Source organism: Rhizobium sp. GR12, assembly GCF_036596185.1.
Taxonomy (GTDB): domain Bacteria; phylum Pseudomonadota; class Alphaproteobacteria; order Rhizobiales; family Rhizobiaceae; genus Agrobacterium; species Agrobacterium nepotum.
In genome coordinates, this window is record NZ_JASXTH010000001.1 from 110,086 (window position 1) to 134,423 (window position 24,338).

Annotated in this window: 25 protein-coding genes; 1 reads left to right on the forward strand and 24 read right to left on the reverse strand. The window is 58.7% G+C overall.

Annotated features, from left to right (window positions below):
* Position 1: 1 nt before the first annotated feature.
* Positions 2 to 1,015, reverse strand: coding sequence for a carbohydrate ABC transporter permease (locus tag QSK43_RS00500; protein ID WP_045021966.1), 1,014 nt, complete (start codon positions 1,013 to 1,015; stop codon positions 2 to 4).
* A gap of 107 nt (positions 1,016 to 1,122) precedes the next feature.
* Positions 1,123 to 2,484 (reverse strand): ABC transporter substrate-binding protein, encoded by a 1,362-nt coding sequence (locus QSK43_RS00505; protein ID WP_332301928.1) that lies wholly within the window; start codon positions 2,482 to 2,484, stop codon positions 1,123 to 1,125.
* Between the two features lie 275 nt (positions 2,485 to 2,759).
* On the opposite strand from QSK43_RS00505, the gene QSK43_RS00510 reads away from it, so the two are divergent.
* Positions 2,760 to 3,785, forward strand: coding sequence for a LacI family DNA-binding transcriptional regulator (locus QSK43_RS00510; protein WP_045021968.1), 1,026 nt, complete (start codon positions 2,760 to 2,762; stop codon positions 3,783 to 3,785).
* 6 nt (positions 3,786 to 3,791) lie between these two features.
* Here the strand turns inward: QSK43_RS00510 and folD are convergent, their stop codons facing one another.
* The 22 genes from folD to QSK43_RS00620 all read right to left on the reverse strand — a co-directional run bounded on the left by folD (position 3,792) and on the right by QSK43_RS00620 (position 24,148).
* On the reverse strand, positions 3,792 to 4,691 hold the full coding sequence (folD, locus tag QSK43_RS00515) for a bifunctional methylenetetrahydrofolate dehydrogenase/methenyltetrahydrofolate cyclohydrolase FolD (RefSeq protein ID WP_045021969.1): 900 nt from the start codon (positions 4,689 to 4,691) through the stop codon (positions 3,792 to 3,794).
* Positions 4,692 to 4,768: 77 nt separating this feature from the next.
* The gene (locus QSK43_RS00520; RefSeq protein ID WP_332301929.1) at positions 4,769 to 6,514 is read right to left on the reverse strand and encodes a hypothetical protein; all 1,746 of its coding nucleotides are present in this window, start codon (positions 6,512 to 6,514) and stop codon (positions 4,769 to 4,771) included.
* A gap of 115 nt (positions 6,515 to 6,629) precedes the next feature.
* On the reverse strand, positions 6,630 to 7,304 hold the full coding sequence (locus QSK43_RS00525; protein ID WP_332301930.1) for a WecB/TagA/CpsF family glycosyltransferase: 675 nt from the start codon (positions 7,302 to 7,304) through the stop codon (positions 6,630 to 6,632).
* Between the two features lie 179 nt (positions 7,305 to 7,483).
* Entirely contained in the window at positions 7,484 to 8,020 is a 537-nt protein-coding gene (locus QSK43_RS00530) for a hypothetical protein (RefSeq protein WP_332301931.1), read from the reverse strand.
* Positions 8,020 to 8,388, reverse strand: coding sequence for a hypothetical protein (locus tag QSK43_RS00535; protein WP_045022062.1), 369 nt, complete (start codon positions 8,386 to 8,388; stop codon positions 8,020 to 8,022). The genes QSK43_RS00530 and QSK43_RS00535 overlap by 1 nt, the downstream gene beginning before the upstream one ends.
* A gap of 29 nt (positions 8,389 to 8,417) precedes the next feature.
* On the reverse strand, positions 8,418 to 8,975 hold the full coding sequence (locus QSK43_RS00540) for a rod-binding protein (protein WP_332301932.1): 558 nt from the start codon (positions 8,973 to 8,975) through the stop codon (positions 8,418 to 8,420).
* 115 nt (positions 8,976 to 9,090) lie between these two features.
* Complete coding sequence (locus tag QSK43_RS00545; RefSeq protein ID WP_332301933.1) at positions 9,091 to 9,510, reverse strand: hypothetical protein; 420 nt, start codon at positions 9,508 to 9,510, stop codon at positions 9,091 to 9,093.
* A 15-nt stretch (positions 9,511 to 9,525) separates the two neighbouring features.
* A complete protein-coding gene (fliR, locus tag QSK43_RS00550; protein ID WP_045021975.1) occupies positions 9,526 to 10,281 on the reverse strand; it encodes a flagellar biosynthetic protein FliR in 756 nt (251 codons plus the stop codon).
* Positions 10,278 to 12,365 (reverse strand): flagellar biosynthesis protein FlhA, encoded by a 2,088-nt coding sequence (gene flhA, locus QSK43_RS00555; RefSeq protein ID WP_332301934.1) that lies wholly within the window; start codon positions 12,363 to 12,365, stop codon positions 10,278 to 10,280. The genes fliR and flhA overlap by 4 nt, the downstream gene beginning before the upstream one ends.
* 159 nt (positions 12,366 to 12,524) lie before the next feature.
* Complete coding sequence (locus QSK43_RS00560) at positions 12,525 to 12,791, reverse strand: flagellar biosynthetic protein FliQ (RefSeq protein ID WP_003515115.1); 267 nt, start codon at positions 12,789 to 12,791, stop codon at positions 12,525 to 12,527.
* A gap of 49 nt (positions 12,792 to 12,840) precedes the next feature.
* Positions 12,841 to 13,311 (reverse strand): flagellar hook assembly protein FlgD, encoded by a 471-nt coding sequence (gene flgD / locus QSK43_RS00565; protein WP_045021977.1) that lies wholly within the window; start codon positions 13,309 to 13,311, stop codon positions 12,841 to 12,843.
* Positions 13,302 to 13,751: a flagellar biosynthesis repressor FlbT gene (gene flbT, locus QSK43_RS00570; RefSeq protein ID WP_045021978.1), complete on the reverse strand. Its 450-nt coding sequence runs from the start codon at positions 13,749 to 13,751 to the stop codon at positions 13,302 to 13,304. The genes flgD and flbT overlap by 10 nt, the downstream gene beginning before the upstream one ends.
* Positions 13,748 to 14,092, reverse strand: coding sequence for a flagellar biosynthesis regulator FlaF (gene flaF / locus QSK43_RS00575; RefSeq protein ID WP_332301935.1), 345 nt, complete (start codon positions 14,090 to 14,092; stop codon positions 13,748 to 13,750). The genes flbT and flaF overlap by 4 nt, the downstream gene beginning before the upstream one ends.
* A 34-nt stretch (positions 14,093 to 14,126) precedes the next feature.
* The gene (locus QSK43_RS00580) at positions 14,127 to 15,230 is read right to left on the reverse strand and encodes a flagellar hook-associated family protein (protein WP_045021980.1); all 1,104 of its coding nucleotides are present in this window, start codon (positions 15,228 to 15,230) and stop codon (positions 14,127 to 14,129) included.
* A gap of 1 nt (position 15,231) precedes the next feature.
* Positions 15,232 to 16,725: a flagellar hook-associated protein FlgK gene (gene flgK / locus QSK43_RS00585; RefSeq protein WP_332301936.1), complete on the reverse strand. Its 1,494-nt coding sequence runs from the start codon at positions 16,723 to 16,725 to the stop codon at positions 15,232 to 15,234.
* A 22-nt stretch (positions 16,726 to 16,747) separates the two neighbouring features.
* Positions 16,748 to 18,028 (reverse strand): flagellar hook protein FlgE, encoded by a 1,281-nt coding sequence (locus QSK43_RS00590; RefSeq protein WP_045021982.1) that lies wholly within the window; start codon positions 18,026 to 18,028, stop codon positions 16,748 to 16,750.
* 104 nt (positions 18,029 to 18,132) lie between these two features.
* Entirely contained in the window at positions 18,133 to 18,804 is a 672-nt protein-coding gene (locus tag QSK43_RS00595) for a response regulator transcription factor (RefSeq protein ID WP_045021983.1), read from the reverse strand.
* 282 nt (positions 18,805 to 19,086) lie between these two features.
* Complete coding sequence (locus QSK43_RS00600; RefSeq protein ID WP_332301937.1) at positions 19,087 to 19,665, reverse strand: lytic transglycosylase domain-containing protein; 579 nt, start codon at positions 19,663 to 19,665, stop codon at positions 19,087 to 19,089.
* The gene (fliK, locus tag QSK43_RS00605) at positions 19,601 to 20,959 is read right to left on the reverse strand and encodes a flagellar hook-length control protein FliK (RefSeq protein ID WP_332301938.1); all 1,359 of its coding nucleotides are present in this window, start codon (positions 20,957 to 20,959) and stop codon (positions 19,601 to 19,603) included. Before fliK ends, QSK43_RS00600 begins: the two co-directional genes overlap by 65 nt.
* Positions 20,956 to 22,221 carry a chemotaxis protein MotC gene (motC, locus tag QSK43_RS00610; protein WP_332301939.1) on the reverse strand — a complete coding sequence of 422 codons (1,266 nt, stop codon included), beginning with the start codon at positions 22,219 to 22,221 and terminating at the stop codon, positions 20,956 to 20,958. The genes fliK and motC overlap by 4 nt, the downstream gene beginning before the upstream one ends.
* The gene (locus QSK43_RS00615; protein WP_332301940.1) at positions 22,218 to 23,501 is read right to left on the reverse strand and encodes a MotB family protein; all 1,284 of its coding nucleotides are present in this window, start codon (positions 23,499 to 23,501) and stop codon (positions 22,218 to 22,220) included. The genes motC and QSK43_RS00615 overlap by 4 nt, the downstream gene beginning before the upstream one ends.
* Positions 23,498 to 24,148, reverse strand: coding sequence for a hypothetical protein (locus QSK43_RS00620; protein ID WP_332301941.1), 651 nt, complete (start codon positions 24,146 to 24,148; stop codon positions 23,498 to 23,500). The genes QSK43_RS00615 and QSK43_RS00620 overlap by 4 nt, the downstream gene beginning before the upstream one ends.
* Between the last annotated feature and the right edge of the window lie 190 nt (positions 24,149 to 24,338).

Below are 24,338 nucleotides of genomic sequence, written 5' to 3' on the forward strand. Positions count from 1 at the left end.
CTCAGCGGCCCTCCATCTCGCGGTTGGCCTGGCGGATATTCCAGACCATGATCGGGGTGACGGCTGCCATGATGATGAGCGCGATGACAGCACTTCGGCCGCTATCGCCGCCACCGCGGAACATCCAGTCGAACATGAGGTTGGCGAGAACCATGGTGTTCCACTGGCCGTTGGTCATGGTCAGCACGATATCGAAAACCTTGAGAACGAGAATGGTGATCGTTGTCCAGACGACGGCGATGGTGCCCCAGATTTGCGGGACCATGATCTTCCAGAAGATCTGCCAGCCATTGGCGCCGTCGATGACCGCAGCCTCGATGGTTTCCTCCGGAATGCCGCGCAGCGCCGCAGACAGGATGACCATGGCGAAACCGGTCTGAATCCAGATCAGGATAACCATCAGGAAGAAGTTGTTCCAGAACGGCATGGAAATCCACACCTCCGGATTGCCGCCGAAAAACTCGACGACGGCATTCAGAAGACCTATCTGCACCTGCCCTTCGGCGCGGTATTCGTAGATGAATTTCCAGATGACCGATGCGCCGACGAAGGAGATGGCCATCGGCATGAAGACGATGGATTTGGCGATGTTGCCCCACCAGATGCGGTCGGTCATGACGGCGATGACGAGACCGAAGAAGGTGCAGGCGGCCGGCACCACGGCCAGCCAGAGAATGTTGTTGAAGATCGACTGGCGGAAACCCGCATCGAAAAACGCCCAGCGGTAATTGGCAAGGCCGACGAATTCGGCACCGGTCCGGTCATAAAACGACAGGATCAGCGTGGCGATGACGGGATAGACCAGATAGACCAAAAGAAGGAGAAGGGCCGGGCCGACGAACAGCCAGGGCCGGACCGCCGCGCGGCGATTGAGGTTGCGCGACGCCTGCAACACGTCTCCCGAGCGGACGGGAAAGATCACCTGCAACAGTTTGTCGGATAGCCAATAATAGGCGGCGCAGGCAAAAACGCCGGCCACCATGACGCCTATGGCAGAAACGAGTTGTTGAGCCATGTTCCCTCCCTTGATCCTCTCCGCGCCGCGCTGATTTTATGCGGTCGTCGGGTCGTTCCGTTGGCAAAGGCCCGGCGGTATCACCGCCGGGCCAAGCCGGATTGACGTTACTTCAGGCCGTCCCAGGCCTTCTGGATATCGGCGGCGACCTGATCTGCGGACTTGCCGCCGACGAAATCGATCATGCCGGTCCAGAATGCACCGGCACCGATCTTGCCCGGCATCAGGTCGGAACCATCAAAGCCGAAGGTCGTCGCGGAGGTGAGGATTTCACCCTGGCGCTTCATCTGCGCATTGGCATAGGCATCGACATTCACACCCTTATACGGCGTCAGGAAGCTGGATTGCGCCATCCACACTTCATGGGCGATCGGGGTTTTCAGGAAGTCGACGAAAGCCTTGGCGGCGGGCGCTTCCTTGGTGACGGTGACCAGCGTGCCAGCGCCCAGAACCGGCTTGCCGAGTTCAGGCTTCGCGGCATAGGCCGGCATGTAGAAGAAATCCACGTCCGTTCCGACCTTGGTACCATCAGGGAAGAAGGACGGCACGAAAGACGCCTGATGGTGCAGGTAGCACTTCGGCGGAATGTCGAAGAGGCCCTTGGGGCTGTCGCGGAAGTCGGTGGAGGCCACGGCCGCGACGCCGCCGCTGACGTATTTTTCGTTCTTGGCGAATTTGCCGAACTCGTTGATTGCCGCAACCACGGCCGGATCGGTGAACTTGACCTCGTTGGTCGTCCATTTCTGGTAGACGTCGAGCGGCTGCGTGCGCAGCATCAGGTCTTCGACCCAGTCGGTTGCCGGCCAGCCGGTCGCACCGCCGGACCCGAGGCCGATGCACCAGGGCGTGCCGCCATCGGCAACGATCTGGTCCGTCAGTTTGAACAGGTCTTCCATGCTCTCGGGCACTTTATAGCCCGCTTCCTCGAAGTTCTCAGGCACGTACCAGACGAGCGACTTCACGTCGGCCTTGAAGGGAAATGCAAAGTAAGCCTTGTTGCCGTCCTTGCCCTTGTAGCTGCCGAGATCGACCCAGGACTGGCCGGCGCCGTAATTGTCCTTGACCCAGTTTGCGGTCTCATCGCCGAGCGGCACCAGAAAACCCTTGGCGGCGAGATCGGCCAGAAGGCCAGGCTGCGGCAGGATTGCGATATTGGGCGGCGAACCCGCCTGCGTGTCGATGACGATCTGCTGCTCGTAATTTTCCGACGAGGAGTAACGGACATTCACGCCGGTCGCATCGGAGAAATAGGCCAGCACCGTCTGGAACAGCGCCTCATCCTCACCGCGCCAGGGCCCGAAAATCGTCAGCGTCTGACCTTTGAGGTCGGCATGAGCCGCCTTGAAGTCTTCGTAGCTTTTCCAGTTGAACTTGGCGTCCTCACCCGGCGCGAATTTCAGATCGGCAGCAAAGGCCGCACCCGACAGCAGCACTATCGAGGCCGCCGTCGCCAAAAAGGTCTTCTGCATGTGATTTACCTCCCATCACATAAACGGCTCAAAGCACCCCCCATAAATCAAAGCGCTTTGGCTGCCTATTCATCTCATTGACATCGAGAGAGAGTCAAGAGGCTCTTTCGCTGGACCTCCTGCACCGGCTTGCGAATAGTCATATTTATTTAGAAAGGCGGCTATCGTTTTCGATTGAGAAAATCAGCGCGCACTGGTAAAAATCTAAAGCGCTTTGGGAGCTGAGGAGAGGCTTTTGCTTTTCCCGATGCGCATGCTCGGAGGAAATTAGAGACATGAACCTGAAACAGTTGTCGCAACTGCTGGGGATTTCGCAGACGACCATCAGCAGGGCGCTCAACGGATATCCCGAGGTCAACGCCGAAACGCGCCGTCGTGTCATGGAAGCCGCCGAAAAGACGGGCTATCGCCCGAATGCAGCGGCACAGCGGCTGGCGACCGGTAAGGTCGGCTCCATCGGCCTTGTCATGCCGATCGGCGAGCACCATCGGTCCGATGTGCATTTCGGCGAATTCCTGAGCGGTCTCGGCGAAGAAGCGTCCCGCAGCGGATTTCATCTCGTCATCATGCCCACGGAGCCGGAGAAGGAACAGGAAGCCCTGCGCGGGCTGGCGGCCAGCGGCAGCGTCGATGGTATTTATCTCGCCTATATGAAAAAGAACGACGCCCGTATCGCCATGATGCAGTCGCTCTCGTTGCCCTTCCTCGTCCATGGCCGCTCCTTTGGCGTGGAAGAGGACTATCCTTATCTCGACGTGGACAATGAGGGCGCCTTTCGCGACGCGACCCTGCTGCTGCTCCAGCTCGGCCACAAGCGGATCGGGCTTCTGAACGGCCCCGAAGGTTACGACTTCACCTTCCGGCGCTGTCTCGGGGTGCAAAAAGCGCTGGCGGCAAACGGCCTGACATTGCGTGCGGAAAACACAAGACACGGCAGCATGACCGACGAGGAGGGTTATCTCGGCATGGAGGCGCTGCTGTCACAGCCGGAAAGGCCGACCGCCATCGTTTGCGCCAGTACAGCACTAGCACTCGGCGTCATCCGCTCGCTCAACCAGCGCGGCTTGAAACCAGGCAAGGATATTTCGCTGATCGCCCATGACGACGTGCTGCCGCTGCTGAAGCCCGACAATTTTTCCGTGCCGCTCACCACCACCCGCTCATCGCTCAGGGCGGCGGGCGTACGCGTGGGGCAACGCCTGATCAACCGGATCAAGTTCAACCAGACAGAACCCCAACAGGAACTGTGGAAGGCGGAACTTGTGGTCCGCGCCTCGACAGGACCGGCGCCGAAAGAGTAGCCGGTTTCAGAATTTCGGCGCGGTCTGCCCGAGCGCACGATAGGCGGCGATGACGGTGTTGGCCATCAGCATCGCGATCGTCATCGGACCGACACCACCGGGAACGGGCGTAATGGCGGCGGCAACCGCGCTTGCCTCGTCAAAGGCGACATCGCCGACCAGCTTCGATTTGCCTTCGCCTTTTTCCGGTGCGGGAATGCGGTTGATCCCGACATCGATGACCGTCGCGCCGGGCTTTACCCAATCGCCCTTCACCATCGCCGCGCGGCCGACCGCCGCCACGAGAATATCGGCCGTCTTACAGACGGTGGCGAGATCCTTGGTACGTGAATGCGCCATCGTTACCGTGGCATTGGCGTTCAGCAGAAGCTGGCCCATCGGTTTTCCGAACAGGTTCGAGCGGCCGATGACAACGGCATTGAGACCGGAAAGATCATCGCCGTGAATGCCGCGCACCAGAAGCATGGCGCCGGCGGGCGTGCAGGAGATGAGGCCAGTGGCTAGATCGCCGGTCGCCAACTTGCCGGCGTTCAGCACGCTCAGGCCATCCACATCCTTCTCAGGCAGGATCGACTGGATGATCTCATCGGAATTGAAGTGTTTCGGCAAAGGCAGCTGCACCAGAATGCCGTGGATGGACGCATCGGCGTTCAAGTCGCCGACCAGCTTCAGCAGTTGATCTTGCGTCGTTTCTTCCGGCAACGTGTGCTGAACGGAATTGAAACCGCATTGCTTGGCCGTCTTGCTTTTGGAGTTCACGTAAGCGTGGCTGGCCGGATCGTTGCCGACAATGACAACCGCGAGACCGGGCTTCACGCCCCGTTCCGCCTCAAGCGTTTCTGCCGATTTGCGGACCGCCTCCGTTACCGAAGCCGCCTTCGCCTTCCCGTCAATCACAACTGCCATGCGTCCTGCTCCTGCTGGGTTACGTTGGCCCCGTATGGTGCCGACTTTGCAGGAATGCAAGCAAAAACACAGCGTCGTCAGGCAGTTTTACGGTAGTCTTCGTAGTGCTCGGCGTAATCGGCGAGACGCTCCCTCACGAGCGCCAACTCGCGTCTTAATTCCGCCAATTCCTCGGCCTCGGCCTGCTCGTGGTCGAAGTGTCCGGCAAGGGCTTCATTGATCAAGGGCGGAAGCTCGGACGACGTTTGAGCAGCATTCCTGAGGCTGCGGTTGCCCATAAGCACCTGCCGAACGCGCTCGTCCAGCGGCATGTCTCCGGCATCATTTGCCGCCTCGGCATAATAATCGGCGAACTCATTCTCCGGACCGAAATCGCTGCTTGCGGCCATTTCCTCCAGATCATGGAACACATCCGGCGCGATCTGCTCGAATTCGGAGAACTGCGGAGACTGTGCCAGATCTTCCTCGAAGAGGGATGCGGCTTCCTCTTCCTCGTCATGACGGCGGTAGCTCAGAAGATAAAGGCTGCCCAGCAGGCCGATCAACGCGCCGCCGCCCGCCATCATCGCGGCCTGCGTCAGATCGCGCGACAATTGTCCCGGTCCGGCCTTCCTGGTGAGGCGGGTTTCAACGGCGGGCGTGGTGGATGAGGACAGATCGCGGCGCTCGCTCGCCTCCAGATAGGCATTTCGTGCCGTTTCCAATTCACCCTGCAATCTGGAGAATTCACCGGGAGTGACACCAAGGTCATTCAGGCGATCAAGGTGTTTCTTGCGCTCACCATTTTCGGTTGCGATCTCCTGAGCCACACGTTTTTCATCCGCCCGCAAGCTGTCGACCAACTGGCGGAGTGCGGGGGCTGCAAGCGCCTGCACGGCATCCACCGCATTCTGGGCGGCGATGCGGCGGGGATGTTTCGGGCCGTAATCGACCGAAACCCCGGCAAGCGCCATGCTGGCGCTCGCATGTCTTTGCCTGATGTCCTCAAGCACTGAAAAAGCCGCGCCGGCCGGCAAAGGTTTCGACAACACGTCATTCGGCTTGAGGGCGGAGGCCACTGCCAGGTCCGTCTGAAGCGATTGCTGCTGCTGGGTCGTCCCCGCAAGGCTGTCATCTACGTCGCGCAATTGCTGTTCGAGCTGCTGCACTTCCGACAGCACGGCATCATTGTGGCGCATCTGGAATCCGTTCAGCGCGGCTTCCGCTTCATCCAGCCGGGTCCGTGCCCTCTCCGTCTCGCGCATGGCGGGCGTCATGGTGCCGGCCTTGCCGTCCGCCATGACGCGCATCGAAAGATAATCTGTAAGCCGCATCGCGGCTTCCGGCGTTGCGGCCTTCGAGGTTACGACCAGCGTATTCTCGTCCGGCGTCAGCTCCAGCCGGATCGCCTCGCCGACCGCACCATTGAGTGCTTCGCGCGGGGAAAGCGACCGTGTGTCCGCCCCCGTCAAAAGGTCGAGAAGCAGGCCGAGTTCACCCTGATTACGAACGCCGACCATGTCGGCGGGCTTCAATTTGAGGTCGCCCGTTACCCGGTCCAGCCCGGCAGGTGAAAGCAGGGTGCGGCGGGCCATCGCAAGAAAGCGGGCAGCATCGGGTGCATCGTAGCCGGTCTGCGTGACCTCGACATGCGCTTGCGAAACATATCCGCGAAAACCGGAATCGATGAGCAGGAGAGGAAGTGCAGCGCCCGCAACGGTGGCCGCGGCGACACAACCGGCCGTCAGAAGCCGCAGACAATGTTTGCGCCATTGCGATACAGGCACGGCGACACCATCCTCATCGGGGCGCGTCGCCATCATATCCGGATTGTGATCAACCATCTGAAGCCGTCTGCCACGCTCGGCGCCGCCCGCATCAGGCGGCTTTCAAAACCTTACGGGAGGTTAAAGGATCGTGGCAAACAAATGGTTAACGCGGAACCTGCGGGGACCAGTCTCAACCCTTGCCGGGCGCGACATGCCAGGGTTCGGCGCAGAGGCTGTAAAGCCAGCTCATATGCAGCTTGCGGAAGATTTCCGGCATGCCGGCCACTTCGGACGCCAGCACCTTGAACAAGGGGCCGACTGCGATGACGACACGCGCATCGCTGCGGTTGATGCTGCGATGCAGCCATTTCTCCTGGTTTTCCCCAAGCATGCCCGCCAGCACGACATCCACCTTCACACCAGACGCATTTGGGTTCAGCATCACGAAATCATGCCAGGGCGCGTGCGCGCGCAGTCTGGCAAGGACCTCTCCGGCCTGTGCCGCATCATCTCCGGCAATGCCGATACGTTTCGGCACCGCCATATAGGTCAGAAGCGCCATGACGAAGGCAACACCATCGATGGTGACGGGCAGAGGCTTGCCATGTTCGGCGCGTGCCGCCGCATTCATCGCCCTGCCCTGCGGCAGAAGCAGGCAACTTTCCAGAATCTGCCGGTAGACGGCATCCTTGAGAGACAGCCTGGCATTCTGGATGGTGAGAAACGAGAGCATGGTGTGGCCTTCGCAAGCCGAGGCCCGGCCGCTCACCATTTCCAGCGCAGCGTTCCAGTCCAGATCACAGACGCGCAGTCCATGAATGTTCCGTTGCAATCCCGGCCGCGCAAAACTTGCCGCGAAATTCATGCCAACCCCCAAATGCCAGACCCCGCCGCCAATCCGGCGCAAGGTCTGCGGGATGGCGGTTCATGGGTCTGTTTATACAGGTGCTGGTTGAAGTTACCTTGAAAGCAACCGCTCGAATGCTTCGGGAAATAGAAAGGGACGATTAACCAGGCCGGTGGCCAGCATCACGTCCCGCGACATCAGTGGCTCGGGGCCGCTTCTTTTCCGGCGTCGGTTTTCTCGCCTTCGACGATCTTGACCGAATGGGGAGAGCCGTTGCCCTTCTGCTCGCGAATGTCGGCTTTCGACAGATAATCGAGCTGTTCGATCAGCACGTCCTCGACCACCTCGTCGCCAAGTTTCTTGTTCAGCCCATCACGGATGCGCTGCTTGAAGACCTCGGGATCGAAGGTGGAAATATTGGCGATGTTGACCATGGAAGAACCCGCCAGAAGCGTGAACAATTCGTCGGTCATCAATTGCGTCGCCGGCAGCTCGATTTTCGCCATCTTGTCCTTGTCGACACGCAAGGAAATGCGGCTGAGGAAATAACCGTTCACGCTGCCATCGTTGATGACGGGAATGGTGATGCTCTCGCCTTTGACCAGTTGCAGGCTGGCCTTTTTCGCCCCCGCCTCATCCCCCGGCGGGGGTGCCGTCGCCATCTGGACGGAGAAATACACCGCGCCGAGCGTGACGGCGCAAACCCAGACGCCGGTAAGGAGAAGCTTCAACATCAGGAGGCTGCACCGTACAGGAACTGTTCTTGCGAATAGGTGCCGTCCGTATCGGCTTCCTGGATAGCGGTCTTCAGCAGGTCCGCGACAGCACGCACCGCGTTCAGATGCGCCTCGACGCGGCTGGCATTGGTCGCGAGCTTGGACTTGATGCCCTGCACCTGATCGAGATGTCCAGCGGCGATTTCCTCATGGGGCGTATCGCGGAACAGCATGGTCAACTCATAGAGGCAACGGCTTTTATGGGCATTGGAGACTTTGAAATCGAACTGGGGATCCTTACCGATATTGTCGTTCTCATTGTCGATGATCATTTCAAGACGGCCGAGAACGGATTTGATGCGGTGGTCGTTCGACATAAGGTCCATGCTTGTCTCCTCGTTATGATTTTGCATTCTCAAGCCTCATCCGTTTTATCATTGGAAACGCCGAGGACCTGCCTTTCGAACTCCGCCACCATCCGAATTGCAGCATTATGGTCTTTTTCATTCATGGATACGTCGATAATGCCTTTGCTCTCGGCTTTCCGCAACGCATCCTTGTAGGCCTGTTCCGCAATGCCGACGCCGCCATTTCTGGAAATCGTGTCGGCAAACTGTTCCGCCATCATGCTTTTCCAGATCTCGCCGGCATTGCCCTTGCCGTAGACCTCTTCGCTGTCTTTCGGCAGCATGTTGGCAACGAAGGTCTGGAGCACGGAAGCTTCATACTTGCGGTATGTTTCCGGAATCTCGGTGCGAGCCGAACGAATGTTGGTGTCGCCGAGACCCGCCTTCGATGTGGCGCTGTCCAGCATATCAACCGCCGCGCCAAAACCCCTGCCCGAATCAGCAAGACTCGTCGCAGCGAAAGCCGCCTTGTTCGCCTTCAATTTTTCCTGGGCGACCTGTACTTCCTGAGGGTCCGCAGCGCGAACCACATCCATCACCAGATCACTTATAACCGATATCGCCACGTCCAGATCTCCCGAGCTGACGAAAGGGCGGCACTGAAAGCCGGCGCATTCGCTCAATCAAGAAACATCGCTCAATACGTCCTTCTGGACGATCGCGATGCAACAACGGGACAGACTATGGATCGCCAACCTTGCTGGAGGCTGGTGTCCGAGATACATTTGTAATTTCTAACAAATCATAGATTGCATTGTCGTCCGCCTCGCGATCCTCGAGATCGCGGGCAATGTGCATTCTGTCCTCCAGCCGGTCGGCCTTGGTCTTTTCCTTCAGCACCTTGTGTTCCTGCAATTGCTGTACGCCGGTGAGCTGGCGGTCCTTGACCACGAGACGGCCGTAGCGGTCCGAATAGTGTTTGGAAAACGTCTGATGGACTGGTTCCATGGAACTCATCGCTTCAAGCACGCTCTCCATGGATTGCGCCACTTCCGCGCGCACGCGGGTGGTATCGGCCAGTTCTACTTCGGCCATTTTTTCCATATGGCGCTGAACCGTTACCAGGCGTTTGAGTTTGGCCGAACGCTTGTCCGAAGCCATGGCGTTTTCTCCAGATCAGAAGCCTATGAAGACCGGGCCGAACCCATCCACGAATTGGCGGATGAGGGCCGCGATCGACAAATAGAGCATGAAAATACCGCCAGCCAGAACGAAGGGCGTCGATATGAAATAGACCGGTATCTGCGGCGCCAGCTTGTTGATGAGACCGACCGCGACGTTGAACATCAGGCCGTAGATCACGAAGGGGCTCGCAAGCCGCAACATGATTGAGAAGGACGCCCGCAGCGTGTCGGTGAGCGTAATCAGCATCTTCTGGCCGCTGATGAGCGCGCCGACCGGTGTCGTCGTGTAGGAATCAACCAGTGCCCGCAGCACGATATGGTGGAAATCCAGTATGAACAGCACCATGAGTCCGCCGAAGGTGATGAAGTTCGATATCTGGTTTTCCTGCACGTCTTCAACGACATCCGCACCGCCCGGAGCGCTGAGCCCGATGGATGCGCCGATGAGCGCGCCCGTGAACTGGAAGCCGAGCGTATAGAACCGCGCGATCAGGCCGTACATGGCGCCGATGACGATCTCGGTGAAGATAAGGCCGACGACGGCGCCCTGGCTTGCGCCGGAGATTTTCGGGTAGATCGTGTCCCACAGCACCGGCAGAAGCGCCATGGACACCGCGACGCACAGCAACATGCGAATCTGCGGTGAAATGCGCGAGCTGGAAAAGCCCGGCATCGTCATGAAACAGGCGCCAATACGGCAAATGGCAAGGAACAATGCGATAATTGTCCCTTGCGGGTCGGTTATCATGAAATGGCGCCCAGAATCTTGATCTCCAGCCCCTTGGCAAGTTCCACATGCGAAAGAACCGGCAGGGTCGCAAAGAGTCGCTCGATAATCATGCGCACATAGGATCGCGTTTCCGGCGACGTGACAAGGACAAAGGGCAGTCCGCGGTCCATGAATTCACGGATAACTTTCGACGCCTGCTCGGAGAACTCCTCGAGATGGCGGGGATCGATGTCGAATTCGACGATTTCGCCCTTTTGATCGCGCTTCAGCGCCTGATGGAAGACCATATCCCACTTGTTGCCGAGCCGCAGCACGCGCAGCACGCCGTTGTCGGCGAGATCGCCGCAGAGCTGCTGCGACATGCGCACCCGCACATGTTCGACGATCTGCTCCGTCTTGCGCACATGCGGGGCAAGTTCGGCGACCGCTTCCAGAATGAGATGCAGGTTGCGGATCGACACACGCTCGGCAAGCAGCAGTTTCAGCACCGCCTGCAGACCGGAATAGGACATATGTGAGGAGCAGATTTCGTCGGCCAGCTTCTTATATTCCGGATCCAGCCTGTCGATGAGGATCTTGACGTCCTTGTAGGACAGCAATTGCGGCAGATTGTTGCGAATGACCTCGCTCAGATGCGTCAGTACCACCGAAACATTGTCGATGGGGTGGAAGCCTTCCCGCTTCAAGTCCTCGGTAAAGGTCTCGAGAATGGAAACGGCCGGCATGCCGAAGGCGGGTTCGCGGATTTCGTCGCCCGGAATGCTCGGCTTGCGCCCTGCCCCCGTGACCACCAGTACATCGCCGACGCGCAGGTTGCTCGACGCGATCGTCGTGCCATGAACACGGATCTGGTAGGCTTTTTCCGGGATCATGATGTCGTCGGAAACCTTGATCTCCGGGACGACGAAGCCATACTGGGTCGCGAATTTCTTGCGCATCTTGCCGACGCGGAAAGCCAGTTCCTGATGCGCGCCGAGAAGACGGGTCGATACCTGCTTGCCGAGCGCCAGTTCGATTTCGGAGGTCTTGAGGACCTGCTTGACCGAATCCTTTTCCGCTTCGCTGGTCTGGAAAACCTTGTCCTCCTCCTCCTGGCGACGCAGAGTGCTTTCTGCCTCCGCCTGGCGCGGGATGTACCAGCTGCCGAAGGCCATGATGCCGCCGAGCATCATGAACGGCAGGAAGGGCAGACCCGGAATAACCGCCAGCAAACCCATCAGCATGGCCGAAACCATCAGCGCTCTCGGGTAGCCGCTCAGCTGATTGACGACCGCCTGATCCGTCGAACCGGATGTGCCGCCGCGCGACACCAGAAGGCCGGCGGCAAGCGACACGATGAGGGCGGGAATCTGCGAGACGATGCCGTCGCCGACGGAAAGCTTGACGAAAACGTCGGCCGCCTCGCCGATCGGCATGCTGTGGCGGAAATAACCGATGATGATACCGCCGAAAATATTGATCGCGGTGATGATCAGGCCGGCGATCGCGTCGCCGCGCACGAACTTCGAGGCACCGTCCATCGAACCGAAAAACGAGCTTTCTTCTTCCAGCTCGCGACGGCGGCGCTGTGCTTCCTTTTCATCGATGATGCCGGCGGACAAATCCGCATCGATCGACATCTGCTTGCCGGGTATGGCATCCAGCGTGAAGCGCGCGCCGACTTCGGCGATACGCGTCGCACCCTTGGTGATGACGATGAAGTTGACCGTGATCAGGATCATGAAGACGATCAGACCGATGACGAAGTCGCCGGACATGACGAGGCTGGAGAAACCGGCGATCACGCCGCCCGCAGCCGTCGGTCCCTCGTTGCCGTGCGAAAGGATGACGCGCGTCGTCGCGATGTTCAGCGACAGGCGGATCATGGTCGCGATCAGCAATACGGTCGGGAAAGACGAGAAATCCAGCGGACGCTGGATCCAGAGCGCCACCATGAGGATGAGGACCGAAAGCGCGATCGAAAACGCAAGCCCGATATCCACCAGAACCACCGGAATGGGCAGGAACAGAACGCAGAGGATCGCCACGATACCCAATGCGAAACCGACATCCCGCAAGCTCGGAGTGACTTTGGGCAAGGTGATGACTGGTGGTTGCGCCATAAAAATCGTCCTGTCTCTTCATGAGAAGGGCGACGGAAAAGCCGCCGCACGGTTCCGCGGCATCGGATTCCGAAAATATGCACGCAATTCGGTCCGATGCTTCAGCCTATCACTAGCCACTGAAGCTTGCGCGAGGATGGCATCCGAAGCGGACGAATGTCAGAAGCCGGACTGAACGCGCGAAAAGACGAGATTGGAAAAAAGAGCGATCTGCGCGCCCACGAAAGGGGCGGCGACGCCGAGAACGATCATGATCGTCACGATTTTCGGGACGAAGGTCAGCGTCATTTCCTGAACCTGTGTCAGGGCCTGAATGAAGGCGATGGCGACACCGACGATCATTGCCGCCAGAACGGCAGGACCGGCCGCGACGAGAACCGTCCAGACTGCAGCCTGCATGATATCAAGCGCATCGGCCTCGTTCATCGTCGCAACCTCTATCACGGAAAGGCGGCTTTATGCCGCCTCTTCAATATCAGGAACCGGCCGGCTTATTCGAATCGGTACCGCCAGTAGGTGTACTCGTGATCGGGCCGTTCGAGAAGGTCACACCGGCCTGCAACAACACTTTGTCACCAGCTTCGGTAATGGCGACGACGCCATCCGAATAGACTTCGACTTCCTTCACCACACCGGTGACCTTGTCGTCGGCGCTCCTGACCGTCTTGCCGACCAGATCGGAAGCGCGCGTCAGGGCTTCGGCCTGCAACATGCTCTTCAGATGGGTGTTGGTCTTGATCGTCTGCTCGACCTGCGAGAAGCTCGCCAGCTGCGACATCTGCTGGCCGGCATCCATCGGGCTGGTCGGGTCCTGGTTCTTCATCTGGGCGATGAGGAGCTTCAGGAAACTGTCGTAGTTCAGCGATGCCGCGTTACCGTCGGTGCTGCTCGCACCGGCATTGGCCCAGGGATTTGACGCTGCCGAGCTGACTGCATCTACCGCCATGGTGCTATCTCCTTGCGAATCTGTTCGATCGTTGCGGGGGTCATTTCCTGATTGCTGAGGATTTTCTCCTCGGTCGGATAAAGACCGCGAATGGCCTTCAGCGCCTCGAAAGCCTTGCCGACGGCAACCAGCCCGTCGATCCGCTTGAGTTCCGCCAAGATCTCCTCATGCTGGAAGCAATTCAACAGCATGCTCACGGATTTGCGGAACAGGTTCGTCGACTGTTCGCGTCCTTCCGGATTGATGAGGATCATCTGCGCGATGAAATAAAGCTGCCTGAGCGGCGTCGTCGCCTGCTCCGGCTGCAAAACGTGGTTTTCGAGCAGGAACGTGACATCGTTCAGGAATTCAAGCGCCACCTTGCGATCCACCCGCAAAACAGCTCCGTTGATGAAGATCTTTTCGCCCGATTTCAGCGAGATTCGAAGTGTACTTTTCATTTCAGTCCATCCCTGATGATGGTTGTCACGTCAATTATGCCCTGGAAATTCGTCGACTGACGTTTCCGGATCAGTTCGCACTCTTTCAATATCCAGATCGCGATCGAAATCAGATTTGCCCTGAGTTCCATGGCGAGCTGGTTATCGGGTTGCTTGAGGTCCTCAATGAAGCGGATCCAGACCCGTCGAGTGTAAAAAAGCGCTTCGATCGTATGGCGCTGGGAAGATGAGTCTCTTGCCTCCACCAGAAGTTCGATCGATTTCGTCAACGCCTGCCGCTCGCGATCTTTCGCGTCCGCGACACCATCCTCCATGATTTCGGCGTAGGAAAACTGGTACATTCATGTATCCTTTATCTGCCGCCACCCCTGTTCATCAGAGGTAGTTTACCAGACTCATTTTTTGCAGACGCGACGTGAGGCTGTATGCGATTTCAATCTGCTGCTGGAGCAGATCCAGACGTGTCTTCACCTCGTAGGTATCGATCCCCTCGATATCCAGCAGATGCGTCTCGATGATCTTCTTCTGGGCGGCGAGCGAGTCGTTCGCTTTCGAAACACGACTTTCGGAGAGACCGAGGACGCTCTGCTGCTGGTTCAAACCGCTAATGGCCGTGCCGATATTGGTCACCGACCTTGTCGCCACCATTTCGCGAACACCGCTCGGGACCTTGTCGTCAAGGAACGTCATCGCCGTCATGGCCGTCATCGCAAAGTAACGCATGCCCTGAGAGTTGCTGTTGGTCGATGTATCGACCACTTCGTTCTGGCTGATGCGGCTCGTCATGTTCGTGTCGCTCGCCTTCGATCCATAGGTCGTCCAGAAATCGTAGTTCTGGCCGGCCGTCAGATCGCTGTGCGGCGGGTTTGTCACCGTCGTGGTGCCGTTGAATACACCTTCGATATGGGTCATGAACGCTGCGGCCTGATCCTTGGACAGGTTGGCAATATTGCCGACCGCCGGTGTCTGCGCCGCCATGAATGCGTTCAGCTCCACCTCATAGGCTGCCTTCAGCGTCGAGCCTTCGGCGAAGTAGTCGTCGACAGGCTTCACATCCGTATTGATGCCGGAAAACAGAAACTCGCCACTGACTGCCGTATTGGCAAAGCCGGTGAAAGTGTTGAACGCATTCGTAATGGCTTTGTTGACCGTTGCCAGCGTCGGAGCTTCACTACTGGTATTTGGGACGAGAACCTTCTGAATTTCCTGCGCGGCCTTCGCCATGCCATCAAGTGCCGCCTGGGAGGACTTGAGGCGCTGCGTGGCGATGGAATTGATGCTGACAAGCGAGGAGAGGCGATCGACATCGCGATTGAGATCGAGGCTGCGGGCCGTGTTGGCGCCCAGGGTCACGCCAAGATCGGCATGTTTGCCCGTCGTCAGCTCGGTATTGAGGTTGGTCATCTCAAGCTGGGCCTTGAGGATGGTGCTGCGCATGCTGTTCTGCATCGCCAGCGACGAAATGAAGGACGTTTTCATTTTACCTCACCATGTCCATCAGCGACTTGAGCATTTCATCAACGGTGCTCACGAGCTTCGTCGCCGCCTTGTAGGACTGTTCAATATCCATGAGCAGCGAAAGCTCCTCATCCAGGCTGACGGCGGTGTTGTTCGAATAGGAGGAGGCGGAGCGCTCATACAGCGCGCTTTTCGCTTCATTTGCCGAAGTTGCGCCGGACCGTTCCTGTTCGAGCCACCCCATCGAATTGGTGCCGTATTTCAGGATGCTGGTATTCGTATCGATACGTGTCGACGCGGCAAAACTCATGGGCGCGTCAAAAGCAGTCACATAGCTGTCGATCAGCTTGGAAAAACCCGTTCCGCCCGCAGACGACGGATTGGCCACATAAGCGGTACCGTTGATGCCGCCGTCGCGCAACAATTCCGGGTTACCACCTTTGGAGATAATTAACGCGGAGTTGACGTTAATGCTGGCAGCGAGCCCGGGAACAATGACGCCGGCGGACGGAATCTCGCTTGTCGGCGTGGCTGTCGACCATGTAAACAGGCCCGGTTTCGCCGTCAGCGGCGTCGCCGGCGGCAGCGGCTGGGTAATCGGCTTTTCCGCAAACATGGAGATGAGGCCGCGAGCAATTTCGTCGAGCTGGCTCTGCATGGTCGGCGCCAAATCGTCGCGAACCTGCATCAGGCCCTGAAGCGAACCCTCCGCCGTCGTGTTGCTGCCGGTGCTCGCCTTGAGCGCAACGCCGTCGACATAGATCGCATTGCCGGTGGTCGTCGCATCGTAACCCGGCTGTGCCTTGAAGGTCACCTTACGCGGCACGACCTCGAACAGGGTCGCGCCTTCTGTCGTATACAGCGCGACATCGTTGTTTTCGCGATTGACGACATTGATCCCGATAATGGACGAGATGTCCTTCAGGAGCGTTTCGCGCTGGTCGAGAGCATCGCTGGCATCGCCGCCCATCGCGGTCTGCGCCTTGACCTCGTTGTTGGCTTCCTCGAATTTCGCGAGGAGACCGTTCAGCTTATCGACCTGAAGGGAGATTTCCTTGTCGGCGCGCAGACGCATCGCCTGTAATTCGGACGAAGCCTTATTCAGGGAACTGGCAACGTCCGTGGCCGAAGTCACCGCCGTCGCCGCCAGAGCGGCATCACTCGGCTTGGCCGCGTAACCGTCAAGGCTCTCGCGCAGTTTCTTCATATATTGGGCTGGCGAGCTTTCGTAGTCGTTGCCACCAAAAAGGCTCTTCATTTCCTCAAGCCCGGTCAGAACGGTTTTCTGGCCGGAAGCGAAGGATGAGCTGGCGATCGTCTGCCTGAAAAGACTTTCATTCTGGGCACGGCCATTGGTGACAATATTTGCACCATACATGGTCGTGCCGAGAATGGCGGTTCGCTTGACGTAGTTCGCATTGCCGACATTGGCAATGTTTTTCGAAGTAACGTCGGTTTGCTTACCTGTATTGTTGAAAATCGACTGCGCAGTAATCATTGCTGACGTGAGCGACATTCATTTGTCCTCGTGAGAATTATTATCTCTTCAGATTGATCAGAACATCCATCAAATCCGACCCGGTCTGGAAGACTTTCGAATTCGCCGTGTAGATACGCTGGGATTCAATCATGTCGGTGAGTTCGCTGGCGATATCGACGTTCGAACCCTCAAGCGCACCCTTCTGGATGTAGCCGAAGCTGCCCGTCTGCGCGAAACCGATGGTGACGACACCCGACTCGTTGCTCGGCAGATAAACGTTGCCGTTCTGCGGGCTGAGATTGTCGACGCTCGGCACCGTGGCCAGCGCCAGCTGGTAGATGTTGCGGCGGCCGCCATCCTGATAGACCGCCGTCACCACGCCGTCCTTGCCGATTTCGACATCCTTGATCTGGCTCGGGCCATTGCCGTTAAGGATCGCGGTGCCGGGCGTGAACTTCGTCGAGAACTGCGACATGTCGGACAGGTCGATATTGATCGACTGCGCAACGCCGCTGTTACTGTCATCAATGGTAATTGATTTTGGAGATGCGGTCGTAAGCTTGTTGGTGGCGGGATCGAAGACCAGATCCACCTTTTCCTGAACAAGAGTAGCCGGTGCAGTCGCCGTATACGGGAAACCGCCGTTGGTTGACTGATCCTGACGATAGACCGCCACCTCCCAGGTGTTGGCACCAGTCTTGGTGTAATAGAAATCGTACAGCACCTTTGCGCCACCGCTGTCGAATGCCGTCAACGAAGTCTTGTTGCCGATCGTCGCAGTTGCGGCATTGGCGCTCGGAAGTGATGCTGCAGCTACAATCGGGTCATCGCGATTGAGGTTGGCCGGGAAGCTGCCCTGCGTGGAAGGAGATGCCGTCAGGCCGAAGTTGTTGACGTTGATGGCCTCAAGACCGGTAAAACCGTTGACGACGGCGGCCGGCGGGTTGGACCCGTAGGGGTAACCCATCAGCTGGAAACCTGCCGCGTTTTCCAGGTAGCCTTCCGAATTCTTCACGAAGGAACCGGCTCGCGTAAGATAAGGCGTGCCTGAGCCGTCCTGAACCACGAAGAAGCCGTTGCCCTGAATGGCAAGGTCGGTGCTCGACGTGGTGTAGGAGAGGTTGCCCTGCTCCGAAATGCTGTAGCGAACGTTGGACTGCACGCCGCCAGAGGCGTAGCTGCCCGACGACGAGGGCAGAACGAGCGAGGAGAACGACGTCGATGCGCGCTTGTAGCCGGTGGTGCTTGCATTGGCGATGTTGTCGCCAACGGTTCCAAGCTTGTTCGCCTGCGCATTCATGCCGGACACACCGGTTCGCATAGTGCCGAAAATACTCATTCAAAAACCCTCGTGGTCATCTTCAGGGAGAAGGTAAAACGTTTGGCTTGCGTGAAGCTGTCTGAAATACCGCGTTTGAAAAAGACCACGCGGATCAATGGGGATCATTGCCAGTCAATGCTGTAGCCAAGGAAACGCTTGGAATCGACCGGATCGTAGCCGAGCTTCTTGCGCAGTTTCTTGCGCAGCTTGCTAATGTGGCTTTCCACGACATTCTCTTCGACGTCGTCATCGAAGATGCCGTAAATGGCATTGAAAATCTGCGCCTTGGAAACGCGGCGTCCGCGATTGGCGATCAAATATTCAAGGATGCGGCGCTCGCGGCGCGGCAGGGGAAATACCTCACCACCCACCTCAGGATCGCGACCATCGGAGAAAACCCTGATCTGCCCCGCATCGGTGTAGTTCGAAATGACCTGCAGCCGGCGACGGATCGCCGCCGCACGTGCAAGGATTTCACGAGGATGAACCGGCTTGCGCACGACATCGTCGACACCGCTGTCGAACAGCGCCAGCGTCGATTCCAGCGAGGGCTGGTCGCTGACCGCGATCACCGGGGCCGTCGAGCGATCCCGGATCGCCTTCGGCAAAGAAAAGCTCCGGTCGCCCTGACCGATCAGGAAGGCCTCCACGGCCGCCAGATCGCTGTCCGCCGCCGTCGAGACCCATTCCCCGAATTCGACCGGATCGAAACCGGTCGAGGGGATGCCCTCGCGCCCAAATAGAGAAGTATAGCCGTCTTTAACGAGCTCGCGCTCATCAACCACTACGATCATTCGTCCGCCTCCGAATCAGTGTGGTGTTTTCCAATGAGGCATTGGTACGAATCGGGGGATTCAGCGACAACTGTAGGAAATCATCGATAGTTATTAATAATTGATTAACCATTTTGTGCCGATTTGATCTATATATAGTGGTTGTTAACCATATACGGTACAAAATTTTTGTGCAAAGAATCTAAAAATCCGGAAAAATCGCTTGCAACGCCTTTTTTTGGGCCTTCTCTCGCCACATTTCAAATTGCGAGTCCCCACCTCTGTTAAAACAATCAAGGGTTGCTATGCGTCGCAGAAATTTCTCGCGTTGACGGTCCATTTCCCGTAACCTGTGGCGACAAGATTGGCGATTACCCGGCAGACATATTTCTTCTGCGCAGGGTCGTTGTTCGGGCCTGCATGGTAGCGGGCGACCGCCATGGTCCAGGTTTCATGCCTGTTGTGAAGATTGCGCAAAAACATTGCGGCGTATTCGACATTGCGGCGCGGATCGAACATTTCACGCGCCGATGCGAAGTTTTCGCCATGGAAATAGTGATTTATCTGCATGCAACCGAGGTCGATCAGCTTGGCGCCGTTGCGCTTGGCCGCCTCGAAAGTGGCGAGCGCCTCTTCCGTGGATGAGGCAAATACCGGTTTTCCCTCGATATTCATGGCATTGGGGTCGAGCCGCCCCTTGCGGCCCGTCTCCGTCAGACCCACGGAATAGAGAATACCCTCCGGCACGCCGTATTTGCGGGCGGCGGACTGAATTTCCCTTTCACACACACCTGATGTTGCCGAAGCGGAGGCGTTTTCAGAGGTAGACGCCATTATCAGCAGAAGAGCGGGCAGAGCCAAGAGCGCCGTCCATGCCTTCATTATGCACCCCCAAATTATCGCCATTGCCTTGCCGTCCGCCCCGTGCTCCGGACTCGTCACGGTTGCGCCCGGCAGCGGCCTGCTGGCCCTGCTGCTGCGCCTGCTGATTTTGCTGATTGTTGCCTTGTGTGCCCGTTTGGTCACTCTTGTCAGAAGAAGCGATGCTGATCGTGATGTTATCGACCGTCAGACCCTGCGCTTTGAGACCTTCAAGGATGCTGTTGCTGTCCTGCTGGAGCTTTTTGTAGGCCGCCACGCTCTCCACTGTCATGTGAACGGCGAGCTCATCACCGGCAAGACGCAGCGACATCGTCACCGATCCCAACTCGATCGGCGTCATATGGAGCTTCAGCGTATGGACGACCTTGCCGGTGCTGCTCTGGGCCGCTGCGTTGGACAGCGACGAACCGGGCTGCATGGCGCTGACCCATTCCGGGTCATTGGCGATCAGACCGGTCAGGGCCGAAGCGTTGGTCGAAGGCGCCAGGCCGATGAACCGCCGCGAATCGAGGACCGTGATGGTGTCAGTAGCCTTGCCGGTGCTTTCCCGGGCATCGAATTCGACGCGACCTTCACGCTGAACCGTGTTCATATCGAGCGCGCGGGCCGTGCCGGAACGCGGAGAGGCGAAGCGGAACGCCGAGGCATCGCCCTCATTGCCCGAGCCAGATCCGGCTTCATTGCCGGCCAGTTCGGTCCGTGTCGGCATGTCCTTGGGCGAAACTTCGCCCTTGCCTCTGGTGGTTTCGGCCTTGTCGGACTTCACATCGGCCTTGCCGGCAATCGCCTGCGCAATTTCCTCAAGCGGCGTCTTGGCCGTCACGATATCGCCGACGTTGGCCGTGAGCGTCTGCAACTCCGCCAGCTTCGGATCAATTCCATCCGCCGCCGTCTCGTTGTCCTTGTCGGCATCGCCCTTGGCCTTCATGCCGGTCTTGCCGTTTTCGGACGAGGTACGCGCCGTCTTCATCGCGTTCTGAAGCTCGGCCACGGCCTCGTGGCCACGGTCCTCTTCGGAATGGTCCTTGACGATCATATTGGCGAAAGTCGGCCCCCGCTTGACCGGGACATCCGTCTTTTCCGCTTCGTCATCCGGGTGCGCATGCTGCTCCTCGGCCGATCCCGTCTCCTGCTGCTGCCGCGAATGCTGCGCCTGCGGCGGGCGCTCGTCCCGGACCGTGGCGAGGGTATCGCCGAAACTTCCGCCTTTGGCGTCGTCCCGCACGTTGGCGCTGCCGGCGCGTGGATCGTTGTATGGCGCATTCACTATCGCGCCGCTGGTTCCGTCGATCATGGTGCCCCCTCGCCCTTCTTCAACAGGCTGTCGATTTCATCGAGCTTGCTGCGGCCACTCGTCACGAGTTGCCGGACGTTCTCGCCCTCATCATCAGCCTTGTGGTTTTCAACCCGCCATATGCTCTTCGCCCCGGCGCCGGCCGTCTCATTCGAAGACGCGTCCTGCCCTGCCGCAGCGCCAACATCGACGCCAGGCTGCAAGGAAGGAGGACGAACCACCTGTTCGGCGATCGTCCTTGCAGCATCCCGCAAGGCCCTGTCCCGATCCGAAAGCTGCGCTTCCGGAATTTGTCCGATTGTCTCGATCGCGCTCACCACGTCGGGCGTACCGATGTTGGAGAGGCTTTCATATAGATTTGCCTGCACTTCCGGCTGATCCGGCACGTCTGCCGATAGCGCTTTTGCCTTCAGCGCCGCCATGCGCGCCAGCGAATCCTTGCCGCTGATCGCCGCAAGACGGGAGAGGCGCAGATAAGCTTCCTTCTGCCTCTCGGTGTCCATCATGGCGAATGTGTCCTGTATCGCCTCGTCGCCGATGGAATCGGCCCGCTTGACCACCAGCGAGACCAGAAGATCCGCAAACTGGCTAGCATAGGGCGAATGCAGGAACCGCCGCGCGTAGCGCTGCGCATATTCGACGCCGCGTCCGGCATCACCGTCTTCCACGGCGATTGCGAGCGAGCGGCGGAGCGCTGCCTCTTCCACGATGGTGCCGGGCGCTTCGAGCCGGGCTATGTCATAGAAACCGAGGGCAGCCAGCGGATCGCGCGGGATCGTCACATTGCCGCCGATCAGCGCAAGATAGGCGCCGATCCTCGTGCCACGATATTCCGGCACCATGGCGGCGATGCTTTGCGCGACCAGCGTTCCCTTGCCGGAGAGATATTTGCGCAGAATGTCGGCGACGCGGCTGTCGAAATTGCCATCCACATCGCGCGCGACCAGCAATTCGAGCGTGGCCGGATTACCGCCGCTCATCGCATAGATGAGCGCCGCATCGACATTGCGCGGATCCTTGAAGATCGCGGAGGGCGCACTTTTAAGCCGCTCGTCGATGGTCTGGAGCAGGAACCGTTGCATTTCGGTCGCCGAGTGATCTCCCATGGCGACCGAGTCCTGCACGAATTGCAGGGAGCGCAGCATGGCATAGGGCATGAGATTGTCTTGCGATTGCGAAAACGCCTTGATCGGCTCGGCACCGAGACCGCACAGTGTCGCCGCAAGAAAAAGCCAGCGTTTCGAGGATTTCGTCACACTCACCCCCGATCGGCCTCAAGCAGAATTTCGATACGGCGGTTCGCATCCGCCAAGGGGTCCGCCGGCACCTGCAATCTGCGATCCGCAAACCCCGAGACCTGCTTCACCCGCTCTTCGGACAGGCCGCCGCGAACCAGCATGTAATAGGCGCTGTGCGCGCGATCCATGGAAAGCCGCCAGTTGTCGTTGGCCTCGCCCTTGAACTGCCGTCCGTCAGTATGGCCGCGGATAACCACGCTGCCGCCACGGTCCTGAAGCAATTTGCCGATCTTTTCCATAGCCAGAACCAATTCGCCCCGAGGCACGGCCGACCCGACATTGAACATCGGCGTTTCCGTCTGGTCGGAAATGGTGAGAAGCAATCCGCCTTCGGCGGGCATCACGACCAGGCCTTCGGCAAGCTTGCCGGTAATTCCGGATATCTGCTTTTCGATCTCTTCACGCAGAGTGTCAGCCTTTTCCCACTCGGCGTCGGTGGCTTTCTGCTTTTCCGGTTGCGGTTGCGCAAGTGCAGCCTGCTCGGCGACACCCGGGCGCTGCTGCGGCACAATGGCGGCGACTTCCATCGCCTTGCCGCCATCCGGACGATCGGCCGGCTGCTGCGACGCGTTGACTGCTACCGCCACATTGTCCTTTGCCGCATCCGGCTGTTTGCTCTCGGCGGACGGCTGCGGCTCGGCGGGATTTTGCTGCTGGTCCGCGCGGGTGATCTTCACCTGCTGGGTCCAGAAATCGGGATCAAAGGGATCACGATAAGCCTCACCGCCGCTCGCGCCCGTCGCCGGGCCGGAATCGGCTGCACCGCCCTCGCCCTTGGCGCTGACATTGGCCTGCTGCCCGACCTGCTGGGCGATTTCCGCCAGCACCGAATAGGGGTTCTCGAAAAAGTCCGCTTCCGAGAAATTCGCCTGTTCGCCGGTCTGGGACGTCAGGTCTTCGCCTGTCGCGGCAGCGGAGCCCTGGGTAACCTTTTCCGCCTGGATGTTGGACTGGTCCTTCTTCTGGACGCCCTCTTCCTTGTCCACCGGCTTTTCCAGCCCCTTGGACGCGGGTTTCTCATCGGACAGCTTTATCGGATTGAAATAGCTGGCGACCGAGGCCTTGGTTTCCTCATTGGCGGCGTTCACCAGCCACATGACGAGAAAAAACGCCATCATGGCCGTCATGAAGTCGGCATAGGCGATTTTCCAGGCACCGCCATGGGAGCCCTCGTGTCCGCCCTTGTGGCGTTTTACGATGATGATCTCGTTTTTGCCGTGGTGGTGATTTTCGCCTTCACTCATTTCATCACCTTGCGAAGACTGGACGCCCAGGCGGACATGCGCGTGACGAACACGCTTTCACCCAACTCAATGGAAAGGTCGATATCCGCAGTCTCGGTAAATTTCATCGTCTCTTCTTCAAAGCCCGGCTGTGTCTTCAGTTGCTCGAACAAATCTTTCGGGCCTTTCACGACAAGTGTGACGGCCTCGCCATCCGGCATGGAAGCGCGAACGACATCCGCCAGCGCCGAAACCGCCTTCAACGACAGCTCTTCGGTCAGAACCGGGGCAAGGATAGCGGCGGTCTGCTCGCTGAGATTGGTCGCGATCGCATCGATGCCTTCGCGCAGCCGTAGTGACAGGAAAACGGCAATCTCTTCCAGATAGACGGACCGTAGACCCTCCAGCTCGGCGGCATGGGCGGCGTGCAGCTCTTCCCGCTCGGCCTGCATCTTCTCCGTGATCTCGCGGGTCGCATCCGCGTGGCCACGGTCATAGGCCGCCTGCTTTTCGCTTTCCACATCGACTGTCTGGAATTCGTCGAAACCGGCCGTTCCATCGGCAAAATCGGAAACGCCGTCGGCATCCGCCAGCGGGTCGCCGAACGTCAGCCCGGCGGGCTGTACGTCACCGAAATCCTTGAGATATCTTGCAATGGACGCACTCATGCCCGCCCCCGGCAAAACAGGCCAAAGGGGCGAGACATGTTTCGTTGCCTGCGATCAAAGCCGTTTGGCGGCACAACCGTCATCCTTGCTACCCTGCCCGTCTCTTCCATTGTTCCCGGACGGACCACGCCATGCGATCCACCCGATGTTGCCCCGACGTTAGGCGTTCAAACTTGTGCGAGGATGAAGG